Below are 20,695 nucleotides of genomic sequence, written 5' to 3' on the forward strand. Positions count from 1 at the left end.
CGGTCTGCGCCATCCACGCGCTGTGGGTGCGGGCCGCGGCGGTCAGTGCCTTGTTCTCCGTCAGCGGGGCGCAGCCGTGCGAGGTGCGCTCGACGTTGACCAGCCGGTTGACCTCGGCCTGCAGGGTCTTCTCGGTCGGCTTCGCCGCCACCGCCGCCTGAGCCGGAGACGCGATCATCATGACGGCCGCGGCGGCCGGAGCGATGAGGGCGGACAGAACCAGGCTGCGGAGAACGTTACGCAAGAAGAACCCTTTCGGAGAACCAGCCCCCGGCGTCATCGCCGGGCACGCCATGTTCATCGGCGGCCCGCACGGCCACACGATTCCCGATCAGGAGTGCTCCCGTCGCCGTCCGGTTGCCGGCAGCGGGGCTGCCGGCAACGGGAGCGAACCGTCGACGAGAGGGGCTACAGCCGGTTCCAAGCTTCGGTCAGCACGCCGCGGAGGATCTGCTCGATCTCGGCGAACTGGGTCTCGGTGGCGGTCAGTGGCGGTGCCAGCTGGATGACCGGGTCGCCGCGGTCGTCGGCCCGGCAGTACAGGCCCGCCTCGAACAGGGCCGACGACAGGAAGCCGCGGAGCAGCCGCTCGGACTCGTCGGCGTCGAACGTCTCCTTCGTGGTCTTGTCCTTGACCAGTTCGATGCCGAAGAAGTAGCCGTCGCCGCGGACGTCGCCGACGATCGGCAGGTCGGTCAGCCTCTCCAGGTACGAGCGGAACAGCGGGCTGTTTTTACGGACGTGGCCGTTGAGGTCTTCACGTTCCATGATGTCGATGTTGGCCAGGGCGACCGCGGCACCGACCGGATGGCCGCCGTAGGTGATGCCGTGGGCGAACCAGTTGGTGCCGGTGAGGAACGGCTCGGCCAGGCGCTCGGAGGCGATCATCGCGCCGAGCGGGACGTACCCGGAGGTGAGGCCCTTGGCCATGGTGATGATGTCGGGCTGGTAGCCGTACTTGTCGGCGCCGAAGAACTCGCCGAGGCGGCCGAACGCGCAGATCACCTCGTCGGAGACGAGCAGCACGTCGTAGCGGTCGCAGATCTCGCGGACCCGCTGGAAGTAGCCGGGCGGGGGCGGGAAGCAGCCGCCCGCGTTCTGCACCGGTTCGAGGTAGACGGCGGCGACGGTGTCGGGGCCCTCGAACTCGATGGCCTCGGCGATCCGGTCGGCGGCCCAGACACCGAACTGTTCGGGCGTCATGGTCTCGTCGGGGCGCCGGTAGTAGTTGGTGTTCGGCACCCGGATCGTGGACGGGACGAGCGGCTCGAAGTCCTGCTTGAACGGCGGGATGCCGGTGATCGACAGGGCGCCCATCGAGCTGCCGTGGTAGGCCACCGCGCGCGAGATGACCTTCGTCTTGAGCGGCTTGCCGACCTTCTTGTAGTACGACCGGGCGAGTTTCCACGCGGATTCGACGGCTTCGGAGCCGCCGGTGGTGAAGAAGACCCGGTTGAGGTCGCCGGGGGCCATGTCGGCGAGGCGGCCGGCCAGTTCGATCGCCTTGGGGTGCGCGTACGACCAGATCGGGAAGTAGGCCAGTTCACCGGCCTGCTTGGCGGCCGCCTCGGCGAGTTCCTGACGGCCGTGACCGGTCTGCACCACGAACAGGGCGGACAGGCCGTCGAGGTAGCGCCGGCCGGCGGAGTCCCACACGTAGCAGCCGTCGCCGCGAGTGATCACCGGCACGGGCGCGTCCTGGTAGGCGGAGAGGCGCGTGAAGTGCATCCACAGGTGGTCCCGGGCGGTCGCGGAGAGCTGGTCCACGTCGGCAGGCTTGGGGTCTGTCACGGTTTCTCCCGATTTGGCTGGCCGCGGATGTCAACGACTCCGTTGCATGATGCCTACGGATTCCGTCGCACACAAGCCTCTCAGCAACCATTTCCGTGCCGACACCGCGCCTACGCAGTGTGAAACGCACAACACAGGGGGCATTCGAACCGCAACCACCCAGGCATGCCCCGGCGCCCGCGCTACGGCCTCGCGCCGCACCCCGGTCGCGGAGGGAGCCACGGGCGTCCTGGTAGCGCGTACCCCATCAGGCCTTTGATCTTCTCGATCGGAGATTGACGATGACCGCGATGAGCACACCGACAGCGAAGATGAGCGTGCCCATCACGTTGACCTGTGGCGGAAGGCCGACCCGGGTGGAACCCCAGATCCACAGCGGGAAGGTCTGCACGTTGCCGGCGGTGAAGTTGGTGATGACGAAGTCGTCGATGGAGAGCGCGAACGCCAGCAGCAGGCCGGAGAAGACGGCCGGCAGCAGGATCGGGAAGGTGACCTTCCAGAACGTCGTCCACGCGGTCGCGCCGAGGTCGGCGGCGGCCTCCTCGATGGAACGGTCCAGGCTGACGACTCGGGCGCGGACGACCGTGGCGACGAACGAGATCGAGAACATCACGTGCGCGATGGTCAGCGTGATGCCGCCGGGCGCGACGCCCATCGAGACGAAGAAGCCGAGCAGCGACGCGCCCATCACCAGCTCCGGCGACGAGATCGCGGCGAACATGATCAGGTTGGTGACGCCGGCGCCGCGGAACCGGTAGCGCCCCAGGGCGTAGCCGATGCCGGTGCCGAGCACGGCGGCGATCAGCGAGCTGAGCACCGCCACGACCAGGGAGGCGATCAGCGCGTCGGTGAGGTCCGGCACCGCGAACAGCTGGCCGTACCATTTCAGGGTGAAACCCTGCCAGGTCTGGTTGTAACGGCCGCGCGGATCGTTGAAGCCGAAGGCGATCATCACCAGGATCGGCAGGACGAGCCAGGAGATCAATATCCAGGTGTACGCGTGAAGCACACGATTGCGGGTCATCGGGCCGCCACCTTCATCACGTCGTCGGTGCCCAGCGCCCGGGCGTAGGCGAACACCCCGATCAGCAGCACGGTCATCAGCGTGAAGGCGAGCGCCGACGCGGACGGATAGTCCGAGCTGGTCAGGAACTTGCTCTGGATGACCTGGCCGATCATGGTGGTGCCGGTGCCGCCGAGCAGCTCCGCGTTGACGTAGTCGGAGCTGGCCGGCACGAACGTCATCAGCACGCCGGCGAAGACGCCCGGCAGCGACAGCGGCAGGATCACCCGGCGGAACGCGGTGAGCGGCGAGGCGTACAGGTCCCGGGCGGCCTCGACCACCCGGGGGTCGATGCGTTCCAGCGCCACGTAGATCGGCAGCACCATGAACGGCAGGAAGTTGTACACCAGGCCGCCGATCACCGCGACCGGGGTGCCGAGGAGGTGGAAGCTCTCCGGGAGCAGCCCGGCCTCCTTCAGCGGGTGCAGCAGCACGCCGTCGTCGGTCAGGATCATCCGCCAAGAGATGGTGCGCAGGACGAACGAGACGAAGAACGGCAGCAGGATCAGGAACAGGTACGTCGGTTTGCGCCGGCCGCCGTAGAAGGCGATCCAGTACGCGACCGGGAACGACAGCACGATCAGGATCAGCGAGGTGATCGCGCCGTACACCAGGGACCGGATCAGCTGGGTCTGGTAGCCCTGGATCGACTCCACGTAGGTCTGCCAGTGACCGGTGAAGACGTACCCGTTGATGATGTCGCCCTCCTGCAGCGACAGCGACAGCATCGTGGCCATCGGCACCACGAAGAAGAGCAGGAGCCACAGCCCGCCGGGGAGGACCAGCAGGTAGGGGGCGAGGATGCGTCTCATCCCAGGACGATCGGTTCGAACGTCTTGGTGAACGCCTGCTGCTTCTGCGGGGTGTCGAACTCCACGTAGTAGTGCAGCTTGCTGTAGTCGGCCTCGGCCGGGAAGACCAGCGGGCTGTCGGCCACCGAGGTCAGGTACTCCTTGTCCTCGCCGGTCGCCGCCGCTGCGTGCTCCTTGATCACGGCCTGGGCGGCCGGGACCGGGCAGACGTAGTTGATGTACTCGGCGAGGGTGGCCGCGTTCTCCACCTCGTAGAAGAAGTCCATCATCATGATCGCGTCGACCGGGTTGGCGGCGGTGATCGGGATGGCCATGTTGTCGGTCCAGATCGTGCCACCCTCCTCCGGGATGACGAACTCGAAGTTCGTGCCGTCGGAGACGTTCTTCTGGAAGATGTCGCCGGACCAGGCCTGGGTGATCCACACCTCGCCCTTGCCGAGCGCGTCGACGTAGCTCTGGTCGTAGTACTGCCGGACGATGCCGGCGTCCTTCTGCTCCTTGAGCTTGGCGGCGGCAGCCGTCCAGTCGGCCTCGCCCGACCCGGCGGGGGTGATACCGGCCGCCAGCAGACCGAAGTTGCCCAGCTCCTGCGGGTCGCGGAACATGCCGACCTTGCCCTTGAAGGCCGGGTCCCACAGGTCGGCCAGCTTGGTGATCTTCCGGCCGACCTTGTCCGGGTCGTACGCGATGCCGGTGATCCCGGACGCCCACGGCACGGTGTACACGTTGCCGGGGTCGTAGGAGGTCGCCGCGTAGGACTTGGCGGCGTTCGCGGCGTAGTTGGTCAGCTTCGAGTGGTCCAGCGGCGCCAGGAACCCGGCGTCGCGGAACTGGCCGAACTGGATCGAGTTGGTGATCACCATCAGGTCGTAGCCGATCGACTGACCGGCGGCGAGCTGCGGCTGGACCTTGGCGAACCAGGGTCCCATCTCCTGGATCACCTCGTCGTACTTGACCTGGATCCCGGTCTTGGCGGTGAACTTCGCCAGCTCCGGCTTCGACGGGTCCATGTAGAGCGGCCAGTTCGCGAAGTCCAGCTTGTTGTTCTGGACCTTGCCGGCCCAGTACTTCGCCACCGCGTCCGGGGCCACCGAGGCCGACGGCTTGCCCTGGCCCTGGACGCCGCACGCGGCGAGGAACGCCCCCATCGCCGACATCCCGCCGAGGCGCAACGCGTCACGCCGGCCGAGCCGGCGCCGCGAGAGACCGCGCAGGAGGGTGGGGTCCGGCTCATCGGTGGGGAACATTCAAACTCCGATCGGGTACGAGTGCTGGGGGGCCCAGGTGAGGAAGACGCGCTCGCCCCGGGAGGCGAGATCCTCGGCGTTGCTGGCGTTCTGATCGAACACCGTGAAGTCTGCACCAGCGCTGGTCGCCACGGTGTAGTTGGTCGATGTCCCGTGGTAGACCACTTCGGTCACCACGCCGGAGAGCAGGCTCGTGCCGGTCGTGGCCGGCGCGTTCCGGTGCAGGTCGATCTTCTCCGGGCGGACCGAGATCTCCAGCGTGCCGCCCGGCCGGATCCCGTCGCGGACCGGCACCAGGACCCGCTCGCCGGGTGCCGGTTCCAGCACCGCGACGTCGCCGTCCAGGTGGCCGACCGTGCCGTCGATCAGGTTCGACGTGCCGATGAAGCCGGCCACGAACCGGGTCGACGGCTTCTCGTAGATCTCGCGCGGCGTGCCGAGCTGCTCGATCAGGCCGGCGTTCATCACGGCGATGCGGTCCGACATGGTCAGCGCCTCACCCTGGTCGTGGGTGACGTAGACGAAGGTGATGCCGACCTCACGCTGGATCCGCTTCAGCTCGACCTGCATCTGCTGGCGCAGCTTGAGGTCGAGCGCGCCGAGCGGCTCGTCGAGCAGCAGCGCCCGCGGCTCGTTCACCAGGGCCCGGGCCAGCGCGACCCGCTGCTGCTGGCCGCCGGACATCTCCCGCGGATGCCGCTTCTCCATGCCGGTCAGCGAGACGATCTCGAGCATCGCGCCGACCCGGCGCCGGATCTCGTCCTTGCCGACCTTCTTGCGCTCCAGACCGAACGACACGTTCTGCAGCACGGTGAGGTGCGGGAACAGTGCGTAGGACTGGAAGACCATGTTGACGTCCCGCTTGTTCGGCGCGACGCCGGTGACGTCCCTGCCGGCGAGGAACACGGTGCCCGCGCTGGGATCCTCGAATCCCGCGACCATCCGCATCGTGGTGGTCTTGCCGCAACCGGACGGCCCGAGAAGCGAGAAGAACTCCCCCTGCGCGATCGCCAGATCCAGGCTCCGGACCGCCGGCACGGATTCGCCGTGCGACAGATAATCCTTGCGTACGCCGACGAACTCGATCGCGGGAGTCGTGGTCATCCATCACCTCTGGTTACTGCCGTCGAGACTCGTCACGTGCCCGCCGAAATCCGGGCGACGGGATACTCTCATGTCCCGATCTCGCCCCGGATTGGAGGGACAGTCCCACACCACGGAGCGCGGTTTCAAGGGAATCCGAAGTAGTTTCCAAGGATGAAACGGAATCAGAATCTCTGATCCCGTCCCAACGACGTATTCGGTGGCGTCAGCCTTTGTAGAAACCGTCCGAAACGGTCAGCGCCTCGTCGATGATCGCGAGGCCTTCGCGGATCTGGTCCGCGGTCGTGGTGCAGGGCGGGACGATGTGGATGCGGTTCCCCTGGGTGAACGGCCAGAGACCGCGGTCTTTGCAGGCTTTGATCACCTGTTCCATGGGTTGGACCTCGTTGAAACCGACAAGTGGCGATTTATCCGGTGCCTTGATCAGTTCGATCGCCCAGAAGACGCCGAGCCCCCGGACCTCGCCAACGCTGGGATGCCGGTCCGCCAGCGCCGCCAGCAGCGGGGCGATGACGTCCGCGCCGAGGGCGCGGGCATGCTCGACGACCCCCTCGTCCTTGAGGATCTGCATGCCGGCCACCGCGGAGGCACACGCCAGGGGGTGACCCGAATAGGTCAGCCCACCGGGGAACGGCCGCTCCCGGAACGTCTCCGCGATCGCATCCGAGATGATCACACCGCCGAGCGGCAGGTATCCGGAGTTCACCCCCTTCGCGAAGGTGATCAGGTCCGGGACCACACCCCAGTGGTCCACCGCGAACCACTCCCCGCACCGGCCGAACCCGGCCATCACCTCGTCGGCGATCAGCACGACGCCGAACTCGTCGCAGATCTCGCGTACCCCGGCCAGGTAGCCGGGCGGCGGCACCAGGATCCCGTTGGTCCCGACGACCGTCTCCAGGATGACCGCGGCGATCGTTGCCGGGCCCTCGAAGAGGATCGTGTCCCGCAGGTGCCGCAGCGCTCGTTCGGTCTCCTGCTCCGGGCTCACCGCGTGGAACGGCGACCGGTAGGGATAGGGGCCCCAGAAGTGCACGAACCCGATCGCCACCGGCTCGTTCGGCCAGCGCCGCGGATCGCCCGTGGCGGTGATCGCCGCGGCGGTGGCGCCGTGGTAGCTGCGGTAGGTGGCGAGGACCTTGTGCCGGCCGGTGTGCAGACGGGCCATCCGGATCGCGTTCTCGTTGGCCTCGGCGCCGCCACTGGTGAAGAACACCTTGTTCAGCGGCTCCGGGGCGACCTCGGCGATCATCCGGGCCGCCTCGCCGCGCTTGTCGTTGGCGAACGACGGGGCGATCGTGCACAGGCTCGCCGCCTGCTCCTGGATGGCCTGGACCATCCGCGGATGCTGGTGTCCGATGTTGACGTTGACCAGCTGCGAGGAGAAGTCCAGGTAGCGGCGGTCCCGGTAGTCCCAGAAGTAGCTGCCCTGGGCCCGCGCGATCGGCAGCGGATCGATCAGGCCCTGCGCGGACCAGGAATGGAAGACGTGCGCGCGATCGTCCGCGCGCACGCTCTCGTCGGTGCTCATGGGTACATCTTCACCGGGTCTGCGGGAACCCCAGGTCGATCTTCGAGGTTCCGGGGTCCGGCCAGCGGGAGGTGACTACCTTGCCGCGGGTGTAGAAGTGGATGCCGTCCGGCCCGTACATGTGGCTGTCGCCGAACAGCGACGCCTTCCAGCCGCCGAACGAGTAGTAGGCGACCGGCACCGGGATCGGCACGTTGACGCCGACCATGCCGGCGTTCACGTCGAACTGGAACTGCCGGGCCGCGCCGCCGTCCCGGGTGTAGATCGCGGTGCCGTTGCCGTACTCGTTGTCGTTGACCAGCTGGAGCGCCTCGGCGTAGCTCTCCACCCGGACCACGCTCAGCACCGGGCCGAAGATCTCGTCGGTATACACCGTCATGGCCGGCGTGACGTTGTCGAGCAGGGTGGCCCCCAGGAAGAAGCCCTGCTCCGGGAAGTCGCCGGACTTGCGGCCGTCCGCGACGACGGTCGCGCCCTCGGCCTCGCCCGCCTCGATGTAGCCGGCCACCTTGTCCCGGTGCTGCGCGGTGATCAGCGGCCCCATCTCGGACGCCGGGTCCGCGCCGTCACCGATCCTCACCTTCGGCAGCCGGGCGGCGATCGCCGCGACCAGCGGGTCGGCGATGTCCCCGACGGCCACCACCACCGAGATCGCCATGCAGCGCTCGCCGGCCGCGCCGTACCCCGCGCTGATCGCCGCGTCGGCGGCCGCGTCGAGCTCGGCGTCCGGCAGCACCACCATGTGGTTCTTGGCGCCGCCCAGCGCCTGCACCCGCTTGCCGTGCGCGGTGCCGGTCTCGTAGATGTACTTCGCGATCGGCGTGGAACCGACGAAACTGACCGCCGCGACGTCCGGGTGGACCAGGAGCGCGTCGACCGCCTCCTTATCGCCGTTGACCACGGTGAACACGCCGTCCGGCAGGCCGGCCCGCTTCCACAGCCGGGCCAGGAAGAGGCCCGCGGACGGGTCCTTCTCGCTGGGCTTGAGCACGAAGGCGTTGCCCGCGGCGATGGCGGTCGCGCACATCCACAGCGGCACCATGGCCGGGAAGTTGAACGGCGTGATGCCGGCGACCACCCCGAGCGGCTGGCGGATCGAGTAGACGTCGACGCCGGTCGCGGCCTGCTCCGAGAACGAGCCCTTGAGCAGGTGCGGGATGCCGGTGGCGAACTCGACGTTCTCCAGTCCGCGGGCGATCTCACCGGCCGCGTCGGCGAGCACCTTGCCGTGCTCGCGGGTCACGATCGCGGCCAGCTCACCGGCGTTCTCGGCGAGCAGCTCGCGGAACGCGAACAGGATCGCGGCACGCTTGGAGAGCGACGAGGAACGCCAGCTCTTGGCGGCCTCCTTGGCGATGCCGACAGCCTCGCCGACCTCCGCGGCGCTCGCCAGGTCGACCTCGGCGATCTTCTCGCCGGTGGCGGGGTTGAAGACCGGTCCGACCCGGCCCGAGGTGCCGGCGCGCTCGGCGCCGCTGATCCAGTGCGCGATGTGACTCATGCGCCGAGATTATGTGACGACCGTGGACCGAACAATCCCTTGGTTGTACTGTCACAAAATGATCCTCGGCGTTCTCCGCGAGCGGCTCGTCGACCCCAGCTCCCGCGGCCTGGCCGAGGCGGTCAGCCGCGCGGTCGGCGACGGCGCCCTGCCCGGCGGGACGAAGATGCCACCGGTGCGCACCGTCGCCACCGAACTGCGCCTCTCCCCCAGCACCGTCAACGCGGCCTGGCAGCTGCTGCGGCGCGCCGGAACCATCCGCACCGACGGGCGGCGCGGCACCGTCGTCGCCACCCCGGGCGCCGGACGATATCGGGCGGCACTGCCCCGCAGCAACGGCTTCGGGCTCGACCTGTCGACGGGCGTCCCCGACCCGCGTCTGCTCCCCCCACTGCCGGCGCTGCACGGACTCTCCCCCGCGTTCTCCTTCGCACCGACGAGCTACCTCGACGAACCGGTCCTCCCCGGGCTGGACGCCCTGCTGCGGGAGCGGTGGGCGTACCCGCCGGAACGTTTGGCGATCTTCGACGGCGCGATGGACGCGATCGACCACGTGGCGTCGGCCCTGCTGCGCCTCGGCGACGTGGCGGTGGTCGAGAACCCGTGCTTCCCACCCCTGCTCGACCTGCTGGAGGCTCTCGGCGCCCAGGTGGTCGGCGTCGACACGGACGCCGAGGGCGTGCTGCCGGACCGGCTCGCGGAGGCGTTGGCCCGGCGCCCCACCGCGGTCTTCCTCCAGCCGCGCGCCCTCAACCCCACGGGCGCGTCGTGGTCACCGTCGCGGGCCGGCGCCCTCGCCGCGGTCCTTTCCGAGCACCCCCATGTGTACGTGGTGGAGGATGATTCCGCCGGCGACCTGGCCTCCGGACCGCTCTGCTCGCTGGGCACCCACCTCCCCCGGCAGACCGCGCACGTGCGCAGCTTCTCCAAGTCGCACGGCCCCGACCTGCGGCTCGCGGCGGTGAGCGCCCCGGCGACGCTGCTCGACCCGATCCTGGAACGCCGCCTACTCGGGCAGGGCTGGACAAGCAGGCTCCTGCAACACCTGCTCCTGGCACTACTGACGGACCCGGATTCGATCGCGGCGGTGGCGGCGGCCCGCACCGAGTACGCCCGCCGGCGCCACCTGGTGAGCGAGGCCCTGGCCGCGTCGGGCATCATCCTGCCGCCCGGTGAGGGCCTGAACATCTGGCTGCCGGTGGCGGACGAGCAGGCGGCCCTGCTGAGCCTGGCGAGCGCGGGCATCGGCGCGGCGGCGGGCACGGCGTTCGGGGTGGGGCCGGCCGCGTCCCCGCACCTGCGGGTGACGGTGGGCCTGATCGCCGCCGATCACGCGGAGGTGGCGGCCCATCTGGTGCAGGCCGCCGGCACCGCGGCCGCGGCCATCCCCCGGTGACGCGACGTCACCCGATCCAGGTATTGATTGCCGTCAAGTAGTCATGCAACTATAGTCGTGTGACGCCGATGGTTCGCGGCTGCCCTCCGGGTTCCGTCGGTGCCGCTCTCGCCTGCCCTCCGCCCTTCCGGGGCCGACCCGCTTCCGCTCCTTCGGTGGCGGCCCGCTTCCGCTTTTCCGGTGGCGGCCCGCTTCCGGTCTTCCGGTGGCGGCCCGCTTCCGGTCTTCCGGTGGCGGCCCGCTTCCCGGGGCCGTTCGCTCCCCGGATGGCCGTTGGCCTTTCCGGGTGGCCGTTCGTTCCCCAGGTGGCCGTTCGCCTTTCCGGGCGACCGTCCGCCTTTCGAGACGGTTCGCTCGCCTTTCCGGGCGGTCGCCGGCGGGCACGTTTCGCCTACCAGGGTCGGCAGCGGGTCGTGCGAGACTCGTCGTATGACGGGCACACCTCCGGCCCACGCCGGCCCTTGGACCGAAGAGGAGTACTTGTCACTGGGCGCAACCACCGACCGGATCGAGCTGATCGACGGGAGCCTCGTGGTGAGCCCGGCACCGAACAGTCCACACCAGGAGATCTCGTACCTGTTGACGGCCGCGCTCCGCCCCACAGCCCGAGCCCACGGTTTCCGAGCCCAGCAGGCGGTGAACCTGCGCCTGGCCCCGCACCGCATCCTGATCCCGGACGTGACGGTCTCAACAGCCCCGCGGCTGTCCACCTATGTCGAGGCCGCCGACGCCGTGTTGGTAGCCGAGGTGACGTCCCCCGGCAACGCCGCCGTAGACCGCACCACAAAGCTGACCATGTACGCCGCGGCCGGCATCCCGTGGTACCTCCTGGCCGAACCGGACATGACCGACTACCGCTCCCTGACTCTGCACCTGCTCCACCTGCAGGGAGACACCTACGTCCCCCGCACCACCGCAACCGACGACGAACTCCTGCGCGCTGAGACCCCGTTCCCGATGGCGCTCACCCCCACAACCCTGCTCGACTTCTAAACCAGCCCAAGCCCGTCCCCGCGCTTCCCGGTGCGACACCCACCCGTGCAACGTCATTCTGCGAGGTCGCGCGCCGTCCGGTCTGGCGCCGTCCGGTTCCGCGCCCGTCCAGTCCCGCGTCATCCGGTCCCGCGCCCGCGCCCGTCCAGTCTGGCGCCGTCCCGTCTGGACACCTTTCGCAGTCAGGGTCTGCCTCTGTGTTGATTTCGGGCGTCCAGCGCGCCCGAAATCACCACGCGGACGGGCTTCGCACCCTGACCACGAAACATGTCTCGCGCCGTCCGGTCTTACTTCGTCACCGGCCGGAAGCTGTCGAAGACGAACTGCAGATCGTCGCGCGCCCCGTCCCACTCCGAGTCCGTGGTCTGCCAGTAGAACCCGTAGGCCTTCTTGCTGGACACCACGACCCCGCGGTTGTTGACGTGCTGCCGGGTCCCGCTCCGGGTGAACGTGAACTCCCAGTCAGCGGCCTTCTTGAAGTAGTCCACAGACTCGATCTTGATTTCCTTGTAGCTGGGGAAGTCCCCGCGCGACACCCGATACTCCGACTGACTCTGCCAGTCCTTCACCGGATTCGACTTGGGCTGATTCGTCTGGTCGATGCCGAGCACCCGCCCGTCCCCGCGGAAGTAGACAATCGTCCCCTCCTGGGAACGTTTCCACCCCTCCGGCACGTATACCCGGAATCCCGTCGCATCCTTGTAGTCCACCCACCCGTCCCGCAACGCGGGTATCCCACCCGCATCGGGACTCACGCTGGCGGCGACACTGGGGCTGGCGCTCTCGACCGGCGCGCTGGCCGACGCCTCACCCGAGGGCACTCCGTCCGTGGGCGCCGCACCCGCCGGAGACGCCTCCGCGGAGGGCTGCTGGGCGCTCTCGGTGACCGCAGCCCCTGGCCCGCTCGGCTGAGCCCCGTCCCGATCGGTGCTGTTGTTCCCGGGCCCGACCACGTAGGTCACCACCCCTACCGCCACCAGTGCCGCCACCGCAGCCGCCCCGACGACCAGCCTCCGTCGCCCGTTCCGTTCCGATGGCTCGGCCACAGCGGTCCCCGCCAGCGTCCCGGCACCGGCGGCCGCCGCCACCCGTGTCTCCCCGGTAGCCGGCGTGGCGTCCATCTGCCCCTGCCCGATCCGGGCCTTCCCCAAGGCCCGGTCACTGACGGTGCTGTTCCACGTCGCGGCCCCTGCCGCGCCGACTGCCGTACCAGGCGTCCCCGCCCCGGCAGTCCGCTGCCCGTTCTTCCCCGAGCCCGCTTCAGTCTTCGAAGCTGCTTCCGGTGCCGCTTCCGCCCGTGCTGCTTTCTTCCCCGCAGCGGCTTGCTCCGCTACGGCATCTCCCACGGCCTGCCCCGCAACGGTGTTCCCCGTTGCCGCTCGTTCTGCTGCGGCCTGCTCTGCCGCGCTCTCTCCGGCCGGGGCCTTTCCCGCCGCGGCCTTTCCCGCCGCGGATCTGTCAGCAGCGGCTTCAGCTGCCGAGGCAACGGCCTCCGGCTCGTCCCCATCAGCGGCCTTCGCGCCGCTCTCCCCCGCATCCGAGCCCACTTGCTCAGAGACCGGCGACGAAGACGCCGCGTCCGAAAGTTCTTCCAGGTCGGTGTCCGCATCCACCCGCGTGGTACTCGCGGAACCCGACGTTCCCTCACCGGCACGCTGTTTAGGAATCCGCGGCTTACCCTCCGGTTCAGCCGTCGCGCTACCCAGCCTCGAGGGCGCGTTTGCAGAGTCGGCCGCCGTACTCGTACTGCCGGCCGTAGCACCAACCGGCCCTACAGCCCCACCGTCAAGTCCTGCAGCCGTACCGGGCGCGCCTCCTGCGCCGGCAGCCACATCAGCAACTGCATCTTCGCTCGCCGCCACGCCACGCGCAGACCCGTCGCGCGCGGAAGTGTCGCGCTCAGACCCGTCGTGAACAGACCCGTCGTGAGCAGACCCGTCGTGGAGAGACCCGTCGCGCTCAGAGCTGTCTGCCGTAGCCAGGCCACTCACCGCTGGAGCATCCGCCGCTGGAGCACCCGCCGCCGTGCCGTTTGCAGCTGGCGCATCCGCCGCTAGACCACTTGCCGTCGGCGCGTCCGCGGCTAGATCACTCGCTGCGGGCGCGTCCGCTGGCGAGTAGACCTCGTCGCTGGCACGGGACGCCCCGGCCGCCGCCAGGACTCGGCTGAACAGGCCGCGCCTCTTCTGTTTCGGCGCCTTGGCACTGCCCACGGCGCCGGTGACGATCGACTGGAGCATCTGCTCCGTCTCGTCGAGCCCCATCCGGACTGCCGGGTTCTTGCGCAGCAGCCTGTCCAGCACCGGCGTGAGAACTCCCGCCTGCCGCGGCGGGTCGGGCTCCTCGGTGGCGAGCGCGGTCAGCGTGGCCATGGTGGAGCCTCGCTGATAAGGGGAACGGCCCTCCACCGCGTTGTACAACGTCGCGCCCAGCGACCACAGGTCGGCCGCCGGGCCGCCCTTGCCGGTACTGGCCCGTTCCGGCGCCATGAAGTGTGGCGACCCCACCACGACGTCGGTTCGGCTGATCACGGCGTCGTCATCCATCGCCGCGATCCCGAAGTCTCCGAGCAGCACCCGGCCGTCGGTCGCGAGCAGCACGTTGGCTGGTTTCACGTCCCGGTGCTGCACGCCGGCCCGGTGCGCGGCCCGCAGCGCGGCAACCAGGTCGAGGCCTATCTGCGCCACCTGGTACGGATCCAGCGGCCCGTCCTCCACGATCACCTGCCGCAGCGACCGGGACGGCACGTACTCCATGACGATCCAGGTGCGCCCGTCCAGCTGCAGCACGTCGTACACCTGAATGACGTTCGGGTGGTTGAGTCGCGCCGCCGCCCGGGCCTCCCGCAGCGTGCGGCGCGCCGCAGCGTCGGGGTCGTCGCCCAGCGGCTGGTCCAGCTCCTTGATCGCGACGTCCCGTTCCAGGGTCTCGTCGCGGGCCAGATGCACCTCGCCCATTCCGCCGCGGCCCAGGACTTCCCCCAGCAGGTATCGTCCGGCAAGCAACACGGGCGCATCGGGCATGGCCATCGTTATACCCGCCGTCCACAACCGTCACTCCCCTCACCTCCCCTCCGTCCGGATCAGCTCTGACTGCTATAAGGCCTCGTCAGCCCGCTCCTGCCCGTTCCGTCACCGCGTTTCCGTAAATCTGCGCCCGCCCTTCGCTCCGATGGCGTCACCGCGCGTCCGCTCACCCGGTCCGGCCGCCGCACCGCGGCGCAATGTGTAGTCACCACGACACGCTCCGCCGCGACATCACCACGTCGGTGGACACGACCACCGCCGGGAGCCGACACACCAGCCGCTGTCTGGCCCTGCAGTCCGCATCCTCTGTCCAGCTCAGCGGCCTGACTCAACGGCTTGGCGGTAATCGAGACAGTCGAGCGGCCGGCACCGCGGCCGTGATCGTCGCCAGCGCCAGACAGGTCGCCACCGTCGCGGTGATCGCCGGCCAGGACACCAGAACCGGCACCGCGGCGCCGACCTGCGCTGCAAGCGAACGAGCCGAACCGGCAATCGCGATCAGGCCGGCCGCCCCGCCGATGAGGGAGCCGATCGCCACCACCAGTGCCGATTCCAGGACCACCGCCCGCACCACCTGCGCCCGGGACGCCCCGGCAAGCCGGAGAACCCGATAGTCGGGACCACGCCGCCGAACCGTCATCAGCAACGTGTTGCCCACCGCCAGCGATCCGGCTCCAGCGGACACCGCCAAAAGCAGCATCGCGAACATCTGCACCAACCGGTCGTCCTCGGCGTCTGCTTCCCGGGCGAGGTCGTCGCGATCAGCCACGCGGGCACCGGCTCCCACCGGCCCCTCCGGGACCGGGAACGCCGCGGGGGCCAACGCTGAGGGATCGTGCCGCCGGACCGTGCCGCGAGCCAGGACCAGGTCTGCGGTGAACGGGCCGGGTGATGCGGTCCCGGACACCCGAACCGTCTCCTGATGACCGTCGGCATATGTCACCGCCACCGTCGGCCCGAAGCGGCCAGCCGCATTTTCGCTGACCAGCGCCGTGCCCGGCAGAACGTTCTCGGTACCGGAGACGACCACCGCCTGTCCCGCCACGTAGACGGTCGTGTCCAGCGGAGCGCCTCCCGACGCCGCATCACCAAGTCCGGGCACCCTGTCCGGCACCAGAACGGTCTCGGACGGCACGGTGGCGCTTCGCCGCGCCGTGTAGGCCGCAGCCGACGTCTCCACCGTCCCGGTGACGAAGACCGCGAACGCCACGGTGAACAACACCGGCGCGGCTGTCGAGGCGGTCCGTCGTACCGCTGTTCGGGCGCTCTCCCTGGCGAGTGTCGCGGTCACTCCGGTCATCGGGCCGAGCAGAACGCGTACCAGCACGGGCACTACGGCGGGTGCCAGCAATACCGCGGCCGTGACCAAGGCGATCGCTCCCAGCAGGGCCAGCATCCCCAGCTCGCTGAGGTCCGGGGCTGCTGCTGCGGACACGCCCGCACCGACAGCACCGGCTGCGGCGACGAGACCGAGGATCCACCGTGCGCGGCTCATCGCCCGCGGTTCGAGCTCGGCGACGCGCAGCGCCTCGATCGGGCTGATCCGGGACACTCGCCGGGCTGCGATCGCCGACCCGGCAAGCGCGACCAGGGGGCCGGCGGCGAAGGACACCGCAAGAACCCAGAGCTGCCAGCGGATGTGGTAGCCGGGCGGTTCGAACCCGGCGTCGACCAGCGCGCCGGCCAAGGGCATCGCGGCCAGCCCACCCGTCACGACGCCGGCCAGCGCGGCTGGCACTCCCCGGGCCAGTGCGGAGCGATGAAGCATCGACCGCACCTGACGCGGGGTGGCGCCCACCGCCCGCAGCAGACCGATCTCGCGACGTCGCTGATCAACCGCGTAGGCGGAGGTCGACGCGACGAGGAAGACACAGGCGAACCCGGCCAGCGCCGTGGTGGCGATGAGGATCTGCATCCCGATCCACCGGGTCCGCGCGTCGACCCGGGGCTCGGCACGACCGCGTTCGTCGCCGGTCAGCACCCGGTCACCGGCGCCGACCACGGCACGTACGGCTTCCGGGTCGGGATCGCCGGACAGTCCGATGACCCGTACACCTGGGGCGAGCCGGGCGGCCTCCTCGCCGGACACGTGGATACCGGGCAGCGTGGTGTGCCCGCTGACCCGCCAGTCTGTCGGCCCGGCACCGGTCAGCAAGGTGACAGTGGAGCCGACCGGCACACCGAGGTCCCGGTTCACCACCACCTCGCCCTGGTCGGGTGGGTCGTCGCCGAGCCAGGCGTGACCGCTGGTGCTGTCGACGACCGGCACACCGTCGCGCAGCGGCTGGGCGTAGAAGGTGCGATCCACGACGGCCGCACGGACACCGGGGACCGCACGCAGGCGATCGGCCAGGGACCGAGCGTCAGCAGCTGACCAGGGCACCGGCTCCGCGAACCCGTCGGGCAGGTTGCCCGCGGCGGGGCTCTGCACCAGCACCGGATATCCGGCCAGCCGTTCCGGCACTCGGGGCTGGCCGGATGTCAGCAGGAGCAGAAACGTCGTGACCAGGCCCGTCCCGAGCAGGACGGCCAGGAAGGTGCCGAGGCGGTCGCGGCTCAGCACCTCCGCTCCAACGCGGTCATCCGGTCCGCCACGGTCGTCGCGTCCGCACCGATGATCTCGTCGGTGACCCGGCCGTCCACCAGGAGCAGAACCCGATCGGCGACGGCTGCGGCCACCGGATCGTGAGTCACCATCACCACGGTCCGGCCGTGTGCGTCCACCAGTCGCCGCATCAACTCCAGCACCTGGTGTGAGGTCTGGCTGTCGAGGGCACCGGTCGGCTCGTCGGCGAAGACCACGGACGGACTGGTGAACAGTGCCCGAGCGATCGCGACTCGCTGCTGCTGGCCGCCGGAGAGCTCGCGAGGACGGTGCCCTGCCCGGTCGGCGAGGCCCACCTCGGTGAGCGCGGCCTGCACAGCGGACGGCTCCGCTCGGCGCCCGGCCAGACGTAGAGGTAAGGAGACGTTCTGCGCCGCCGTCAGCGACGAGACCAGGTTGAACTCCTGGAAGACGAATCCCACCCGGTCGCGGCGGAGTTTGGTGAGCGCCGTCTCGGCCAGGCCGTCGAGGGCCGTGCCGGCGACGGTCACGCTGCCCGAGGTGACCGGCTCCAGCCCGGCGGCGCAGTGCAGCAGGGTCGATTTCCCGGAACCGGACGGACCCATGACCGCGGTGAACGTCGCTTGGCCGAAGTGAACGGTCACCCCGTCCAGAGCGACCACGGCGCCGGCTCCGGCTCGGTAGCGCTTGTGTACCTCGTGCAGGACGACTGTCATGCCCGGAGACGATCCCGGTTTGGGTCCCGGATTTCGTCGGACCCGGGTTTGGTTCTCGGCGTCATCCCTGGGGATGCGCGAAGGCGTCCTCGCCATACCTGGGGATGACCGTCCACAGGCTGACGCGGACGGCGGCAAGCGTCGATAACCTCAACCGCGTGGCTGTCCCGTCGTTCGCCCCGCATGCCTTCCTCGTCCATCGTCTCGGCCCCGTGTCGCGGCTGGTCGTGGACGTCGCTCTGACCGCTGCCGTCCTTCTCCTCTGCTTGTACGCGGCTGCTGAGCAGCCGCTGCCACCCGCTTCCGGGCTGCAGGAACCCGCCTGGCTCACCGCGGTCGCCGCGGGTGTGCTCGCCGGCCCGCTGGTCCTGCGCCGCCGGTGGCCGCTCGTGAGCAGTCTCGTCATCGGCACAGCGGGCGGGGTCGCCATCGGCACCGGTGTCGTCCCGGACTACGCATCCACAGGCCCGGTGGTGGCCGCCGGTGTCGCGCTGTATGCGCTCGGTCTTCGGACGTCCGGTCGCCGGGGGACGGCCGGGGCGGTGACGGCGACCGGGCTGCTACTCATCGGGACAGTCGTCGCCGACATCTCCGCGGACGGCCCCGGCCCAGCCGGGACGGCGTTCGCCGGTCTGGTCTGCGCAGCGAGCTGGGCGGTCGGCTGGACATTGCGGGAACGCCGCCGGCACACCGCGCTCGCCGCCACGCAGAACACCGCACGCGCTGTCGCGGAGGAACGCATGCGCATCGCCCGGGAGATGCACGACATCGTCGGCCACAGCCTGGCCCTGATCGCCGTCAAGGCATCCGTCGCCACTCACGTCGCGGAGCAACATCCGGAGGAAGCCGGGAAGGCCCTCCAGGTGATCGAGACGGCCAGCCGGAGCGCTCTGGCCGAGCTTCGGCGGGCGGTGGGCGCCATACGCACCGAAGCGGCGTTCGCCCCCTCGCCGACTCTCGAGGATCTGACCAGTCTCGCCGGTCAGGCGGGTGATGCCGGGGTCCAGGTGCGACTCGACATCCAGGGCGGCGACGACGCGCCCGAGGGTGTCGTCGTGGCGGCCTACCGGATCGTGCAGGAGTCCCTGACCAACGTGGTGAAACACGCCGCCCCGGCCGTGTGCTGGGTACACATTCGAGGAACCAGAAGGCAGCTGGACGTAGTGGTGAGCAACGAAATGGCATGGCACGGTGCGGTCGCCGTGGACGGCACCGGAATCATCGGGATGCGGGAACGAGTGGCCGCCTACGGCGGGACATTCAGCGCGGGGCCACAGGACGACGATCGATTCACCGTCACTGCGACCCTTCCGTACGAATCATGAGCAGTGACACCCTGGCCTCGGTCCGGGTCCTGATCGCCGAGGATCAGGAACTCCTGCGAGCCAGCCTCAGGCTGCTGGTGGAGGCCACACCAGGTCTCCAGGTCGTCGGCGACGTCGGGACGGGTGTGGAGGCGGTGGAACTCGCCCGCAAGGAACAACCGGACGTCGTGCTCATGGACATCCGGATGCCCAAGCTCGGCGGCATCGACGCAACCCGGCAGATCTGCGGTGATCCCCTGACACCCAGCACCCGGGTGCTCATCCTGACCACGTTCGACTTCGACGAATACGTGTTCGCCGCGCTCCGCGCCGGTGCCAGCGGGTTTCTACTCAAGGACGCCAAGCCGGCCGAACTTCTGGGCGCGGTCCGCGTGGTGGCCGACGGGGAGGCCCTGCTCTCCCCGGCCATCACGCGGCGACTCATCGACCACTTCTCCGCCCGGCCGGAACCCGCGAGCCGCCCAGCCTTGGAACTCGCCGAGCTGACCGACCGTGAACGGGAGGTTCTCACCCTGGTCGCCGAAGGGCTTTCCAACACCGAGATCGCGGAGTATCTGCGGCTCAGTCTCGCCACGGTGAAAACTCATATCGGACGTCTGCTGGCCAAGCTGCGTGCTCGGGACCGTGCCCAGCTCGTGATCGTCGCCTACGAGACGGGGCTGGTGGTCCCAGCACGCTGACGATTCGCGCGATTAGTCAGGTTTGACCGGGGTACGTGGTGGCGGACGAGGGCTCAGGACGGAGGGACCATGAGGCACACCGACGCAGAAGCTGATCATGCGCAGTCTGAGAACGCGCGGACGGCGCAGCTGATCGGTCAGCTCAGCGATCAGGTGACCACCCTGGTCCGGGACGAGTTGGCCGCCGCCCGGCTGGAACTGGCCGAGAAGGGCCGTCGGGCCGGCAAGGGTGCGGGGCTGATCAGCGCGAGCGGCGTCATGGCGGTGTACGGCCTGGGCACTTTGTTCCTCACAGCGGGAGCCGCACTGGCGCTGGTAATGCCGGCCTGGACCGCCGCCATCGTGGTGGCCTTGCTCTTGCTCGCCATCGCGGCCTTCCTGGCCCTCGGCGGCAAACACGAGGTTCAACAGGCGATCCCGCCCACCCCGGAGACAGCGCTGGCAAGCGGCCGCCGAGACGTGGCGACCTTCGTGGCCGCGGCCCGCCACGGGAGGAACTCATGAGCGCCGACAACCCGACGTCGCCACACGACAGCGCCCACGACGGCCGATCCCCCGCAAAGAATCACCCCATCACCCCGACCACCCCTGGAGCCAAGGCGTCGTCACCCACCTCAGCAAAGCCCGGAGTTCAGGCGGCATCGGCTCTCCCGGCAAAGCCTGGAGCCGGGACGGCGTCGGCCAGCTCGCCTAAGCCCGCGGACAAAACACCCCCGGCGACGTCCGCGGATTCCTCTCCCACCGAGAAAGCTCCCTCAGCCACGTCTTCGAGCTCACGCTCGGGCTCGGACGGAACTGCGGGTTCAGGCTCGAAAACGACTTCGACTTCGGGATCGGGATCGGGATCGGGATCAAAACCGCCGGCTACCCCGAAGCCGCCCGCCTCACCGAAGCCGCCCGCCTCTTCCCAGCACGTCGCTTCGCCGAAACCGCCCACCTCGTCG

17 protein-coding genes are annotated in these 20,695 nt (G+C 69.5%); 5 read left to right on the top strand and 12 right to left on the bottom strand.

Annotated elements, in window-relative coordinates:
- From WH85_RS47835 to WH85_RS40375, 8 genes are all read right to left on the bottom strand, one after another.
- Nucleotides 1-244: CAP domain-containing protein (locus tag WH85_RS47835; RefSeq protein WP_342669824.1), on the bottom strand; the 244-nt coding region annotated here is incomplete at its 3' end.
- A 164-nt stretch (nucleotides 245-408) separates the two neighbouring features.
- Nucleotides 409-1,791, bottom strand: coding sequence for an aspartate aminotransferase family protein (locus tag WH85_RS40345; protein WP_083449638.1), 1,383 nt, complete (start codon nucleotides 1,789-1,791; stop codon nucleotides 409-411).
- Between the two features lie 247 nt (nucleotides 1,792-2,038).
- Nucleotides 2,039-2,815, bottom strand: a complete 777-nt coding sequence (locus WH85_RS40350; protein ID WP_045747447.1) for an ABC transporter permease — start codon at nucleotides 2,813-2,815, stop codon at nucleotides 2,039-2,041.
- The gene (locus tag WH85_RS40355) at nucleotides 2,812-3,666 is read right to left on the bottom strand and encodes an ABC transporter permease (protein ID WP_045747448.1); all 855 of its coding nucleotides are present in this window, start codon (nucleotides 3,664-3,666) and stop codon (nucleotides 2,812-2,814) included. The genes WH85_RS40350 and WH85_RS40355 overlap by 4 nt, the downstream gene beginning before the upstream one ends.
- Nucleotides 3,663-4,913 carry a polyamine ABC transporter substrate-binding protein gene (locus WH85_RS40360; protein WP_045747449.1) on the bottom strand — a complete coding sequence of 417 codons (1,251 nt, stop codon included), beginning with the start codon at nucleotides 4,911-4,913 and terminating at the stop codon, nucleotides 3,663-3,665. The genes WH85_RS40355 and WH85_RS40360 overlap by 4 nt, the downstream gene beginning before the upstream one ends.
- The gene (locus WH85_RS40365; RefSeq protein ID WP_045747450.1) at nucleotides 4,914-6,017 is read right to left on the bottom strand and encodes an ABC transporter ATP-binding protein; all 1,104 of its coding nucleotides are present in this window, start codon (nucleotides 6,015-6,017) and stop codon (nucleotides 4,914-4,916) included.
- Nucleotides 6,018-6,222: 205 nt separating this feature from the next.
- Complete coding sequence (locus WH85_RS40370; RefSeq protein ID WP_045747451.1) at nucleotides 6,223-7,548, bottom strand: aspartate aminotransferase family protein; 1,326 nt, start codon at nucleotides 7,546-7,548, stop codon at nucleotides 6,223-6,225.
- Between the two features lie 10 nt (nucleotides 7,549-7,558).
- Nucleotides 7,559-9,049, bottom strand: a complete 1,491-nt coding sequence (locus WH85_RS40375) for a CoA-acylating methylmalonate-semialdehyde dehydrogenase (protein ID WP_045747452.1) — start codon at nucleotides 9,047-9,049, stop codon at nucleotides 7,559-7,561.
- A 58-nt stretch (nucleotides 9,050-9,107) separates the two neighbouring features.
- Between WH85_RS40375 and WH85_RS40380 the strand changes: the two genes are divergently transcribed.
- Nucleotides 9,108-10,445, top strand: coding sequence for an aminotransferase class I/II-fold pyridoxal phosphate-dependent enzyme (locus WH85_RS40380; protein WP_045747453.1), 1,338 nt, complete (start codon nucleotides 9,108-9,110; stop codon nucleotides 10,443-10,445).
- A gap of 480 nt (nucleotides 10,446-10,925) precedes the next feature.
- Nucleotides 10,926-11,438, top strand: a complete 513-nt coding sequence (locus WH85_RS40385) for a Uma2 family endonuclease (protein ID WP_245674304.1) — start codon at nucleotides 10,926-10,928, stop codon at nucleotides 11,436-11,438.
- 287 nt (nucleotides 11,439-11,725) lie between these two features.
- Here the strand turns inward: WH85_RS40385 and WH85_RS53465 are convergent, their stop codons facing one another.
- From WH85_RS53465 to WH85_RS40405, 3 genes are all read right to left on the bottom strand, one after another.
- Nucleotides 11,726-14,461, bottom strand: coding sequence for a serine/threonine-protein kinase (locus WH85_RS53465; protein ID WP_245674305.1), 2,736 nt, complete (start codon nucleotides 14,459-14,461; stop codon nucleotides 11,726-11,728).
- A gap of 331 nt (nucleotides 14,462-14,792) precedes the next feature.
- Nucleotides 14,793-17,027, bottom strand: coding sequence for an ABC transporter permease (locus tag WH85_RS40400; protein WP_045747455.1), 2,235 nt, complete (start codon nucleotides 17,025-17,027; stop codon nucleotides 14,793-14,795).
- Complete coding sequence (locus WH85_RS40405) at nucleotides 17,021-17,746, bottom strand: ABC transporter ATP-binding protein (RefSeq protein WP_045747456.1); 726 nt, start codon at nucleotides 17,744-17,746, stop codon at nucleotides 17,021-17,023. The genes WH85_RS40400 and WH85_RS40405 overlap by 7 nt, the downstream gene beginning before the upstream one ends.
- A 158-nt stretch (nucleotides 17,747-17,904) precedes the next feature.
- Here WH85_RS40405 and WH85_RS40410 point away from each other — a divergent pair, with 158 nt between their 5' ends.
- The 3 genes from WH85_RS40410 to WH85_RS40420 all read left to right on the top strand — a co-directional run bounded on the left by WH85_RS40410 (nucleotide 17,905) and on the right by WH85_RS40420 (nucleotide 20,255).
- Nucleotides 17,905-19,071 carry a sensor histidine kinase gene (locus WH85_RS40410; RefSeq protein WP_169792558.1) on the top strand — a complete coding sequence of 389 codons (1,167 nt, stop codon included), beginning with the start codon at nucleotides 17,905-17,907 and terminating at the stop codon, nucleotides 19,069-19,071.
- Nucleotides 19,068-19,751: a response regulator gene (locus WH85_RS40415; protein ID WP_045747457.1), complete on the top strand. Its 684-nt coding sequence runs from the start codon at nucleotides 19,068-19,070 to the stop codon at nucleotides 19,749-19,751. Before WH85_RS40410 ends, WH85_RS40415 begins: the two co-directional genes overlap by 4 nt.
- A 69-nt stretch (nucleotides 19,752-19,820) precedes the next feature.
- Entirely contained in the window at nucleotides 19,821-20,255 is a 435-nt protein-coding gene (locus WH85_RS40420) for a phage holin family protein (protein WP_045747458.1), read from the top strand.
- A gap of 127 nt (nucleotides 20,256-20,382) precedes the next feature.
- Here WH85_RS40420 and WH85_RS51170 read toward each other — a convergent pair whose 3' ends face one another.
- On the bottom strand, nucleotides 20,383-20,688 hold the full coding sequence (locus WH85_RS51170) for a hypothetical protein (RefSeq protein WP_157411530.1): 306 nt from the start codon (nucleotides 20,686-20,688) through the stop codon (nucleotides 20,383-20,385).
- Nucleotides 20,689-20,695 lie beyond the last annotated feature (7 nt).

Source organism: Actinoplanes rectilineatus (genome assembly GCF_000962825.1).
Taxonomy (GTDB): Bacteria; Actinomycetota; Actinomycetes; order Mycobacteriales; family Micromonosporaceae; genus Actinoplanes; species Actinoplanes rectilineatus.

What these genes read in the sequence shown, in the direction of transcription:
- WH85_RS40350 (WP_045747447.1), bottom strand. Translation starts at nt 2,815, where the DNA reads ATGACCCGCAATCGTGTGCTTCACGCGTACACCTGGATATTGATCTCC.
- WH85_RS40355 (WP_045747448.1), bottom strand. Translation starts at nt 3,666, where the DNA reads ATGAGACGCATCCTCGCCCCCTACCTGCTGGTCCTCCCCGGCGGGCTG.
- WH85_RS40360 (WP_045747449.1), bottom strand. Translation starts at nt 4,913, where the DNA reads ATGTTCCCCACCGATGAGCCGGACCCCACCCTCCTGCGCGGTCTCTCG.
- WH85_RS40365 (WP_045747450.1), bottom strand. Translation starts at nt 6,017, where the DNA reads ATGACCACGACTCCCGCGATCGAGTTCGTCGGCGTACGCAAGGATTAT.
- WH85_RS40370 (WP_045747451.1), bottom strand. Translation starts at nt 7,548, where the DNA reads ATGAGCACCGACGAGAGCGTGCGCGCGGACGATCGCGCGCACGTCTTC.
- WH85_RS40375 (WP_045747452.1), bottom strand. Translation starts at nt 9,049, where the DNA reads ATGAGTCACATCGCGCACTGGATCAGCGGCGCCGAGCGCGCCGGCACC.
- WH85_RS40380 (WP_045747453.1), top strand. Translation starts at nt 9,108, where the DNA reads ATGATCCTCGGCGTTCTCCGCGAGCGGCTCGTCGACCCCAGCTCCCGC.
- WH85_RS53465 (WP_245674305.1), bottom strand. Translation starts at nt 14,461, where the DNA reads ATGCCCGATGCGCCCGTGTTGCTTGCCGGACGATACCTGCTGGGGGAA.
- WH85_RS40405 (WP_045747456.1), bottom strand. Translation starts at nt 17,746, where the DNA reads ATGACAGTCGTCCTGCACGAGGTACACAAGCGCTACCGAGCCGGAGCC.
- WH85_RS40415 (WP_045747457.1), top strand. Translation starts at nt 19,068, where the DNA reads ATGAGCAGTGACACCCTGGCCTCGGTCCGGGTCCTGATCGCCGAGGAT.
- WH85_RS40420 (WP_045747458.1), top strand. Translation starts at nt 19,821, where the DNA reads ATGAGGCACACCGACGCAGAAGCTGATCATGCGCAGTCTGAGAACGCG.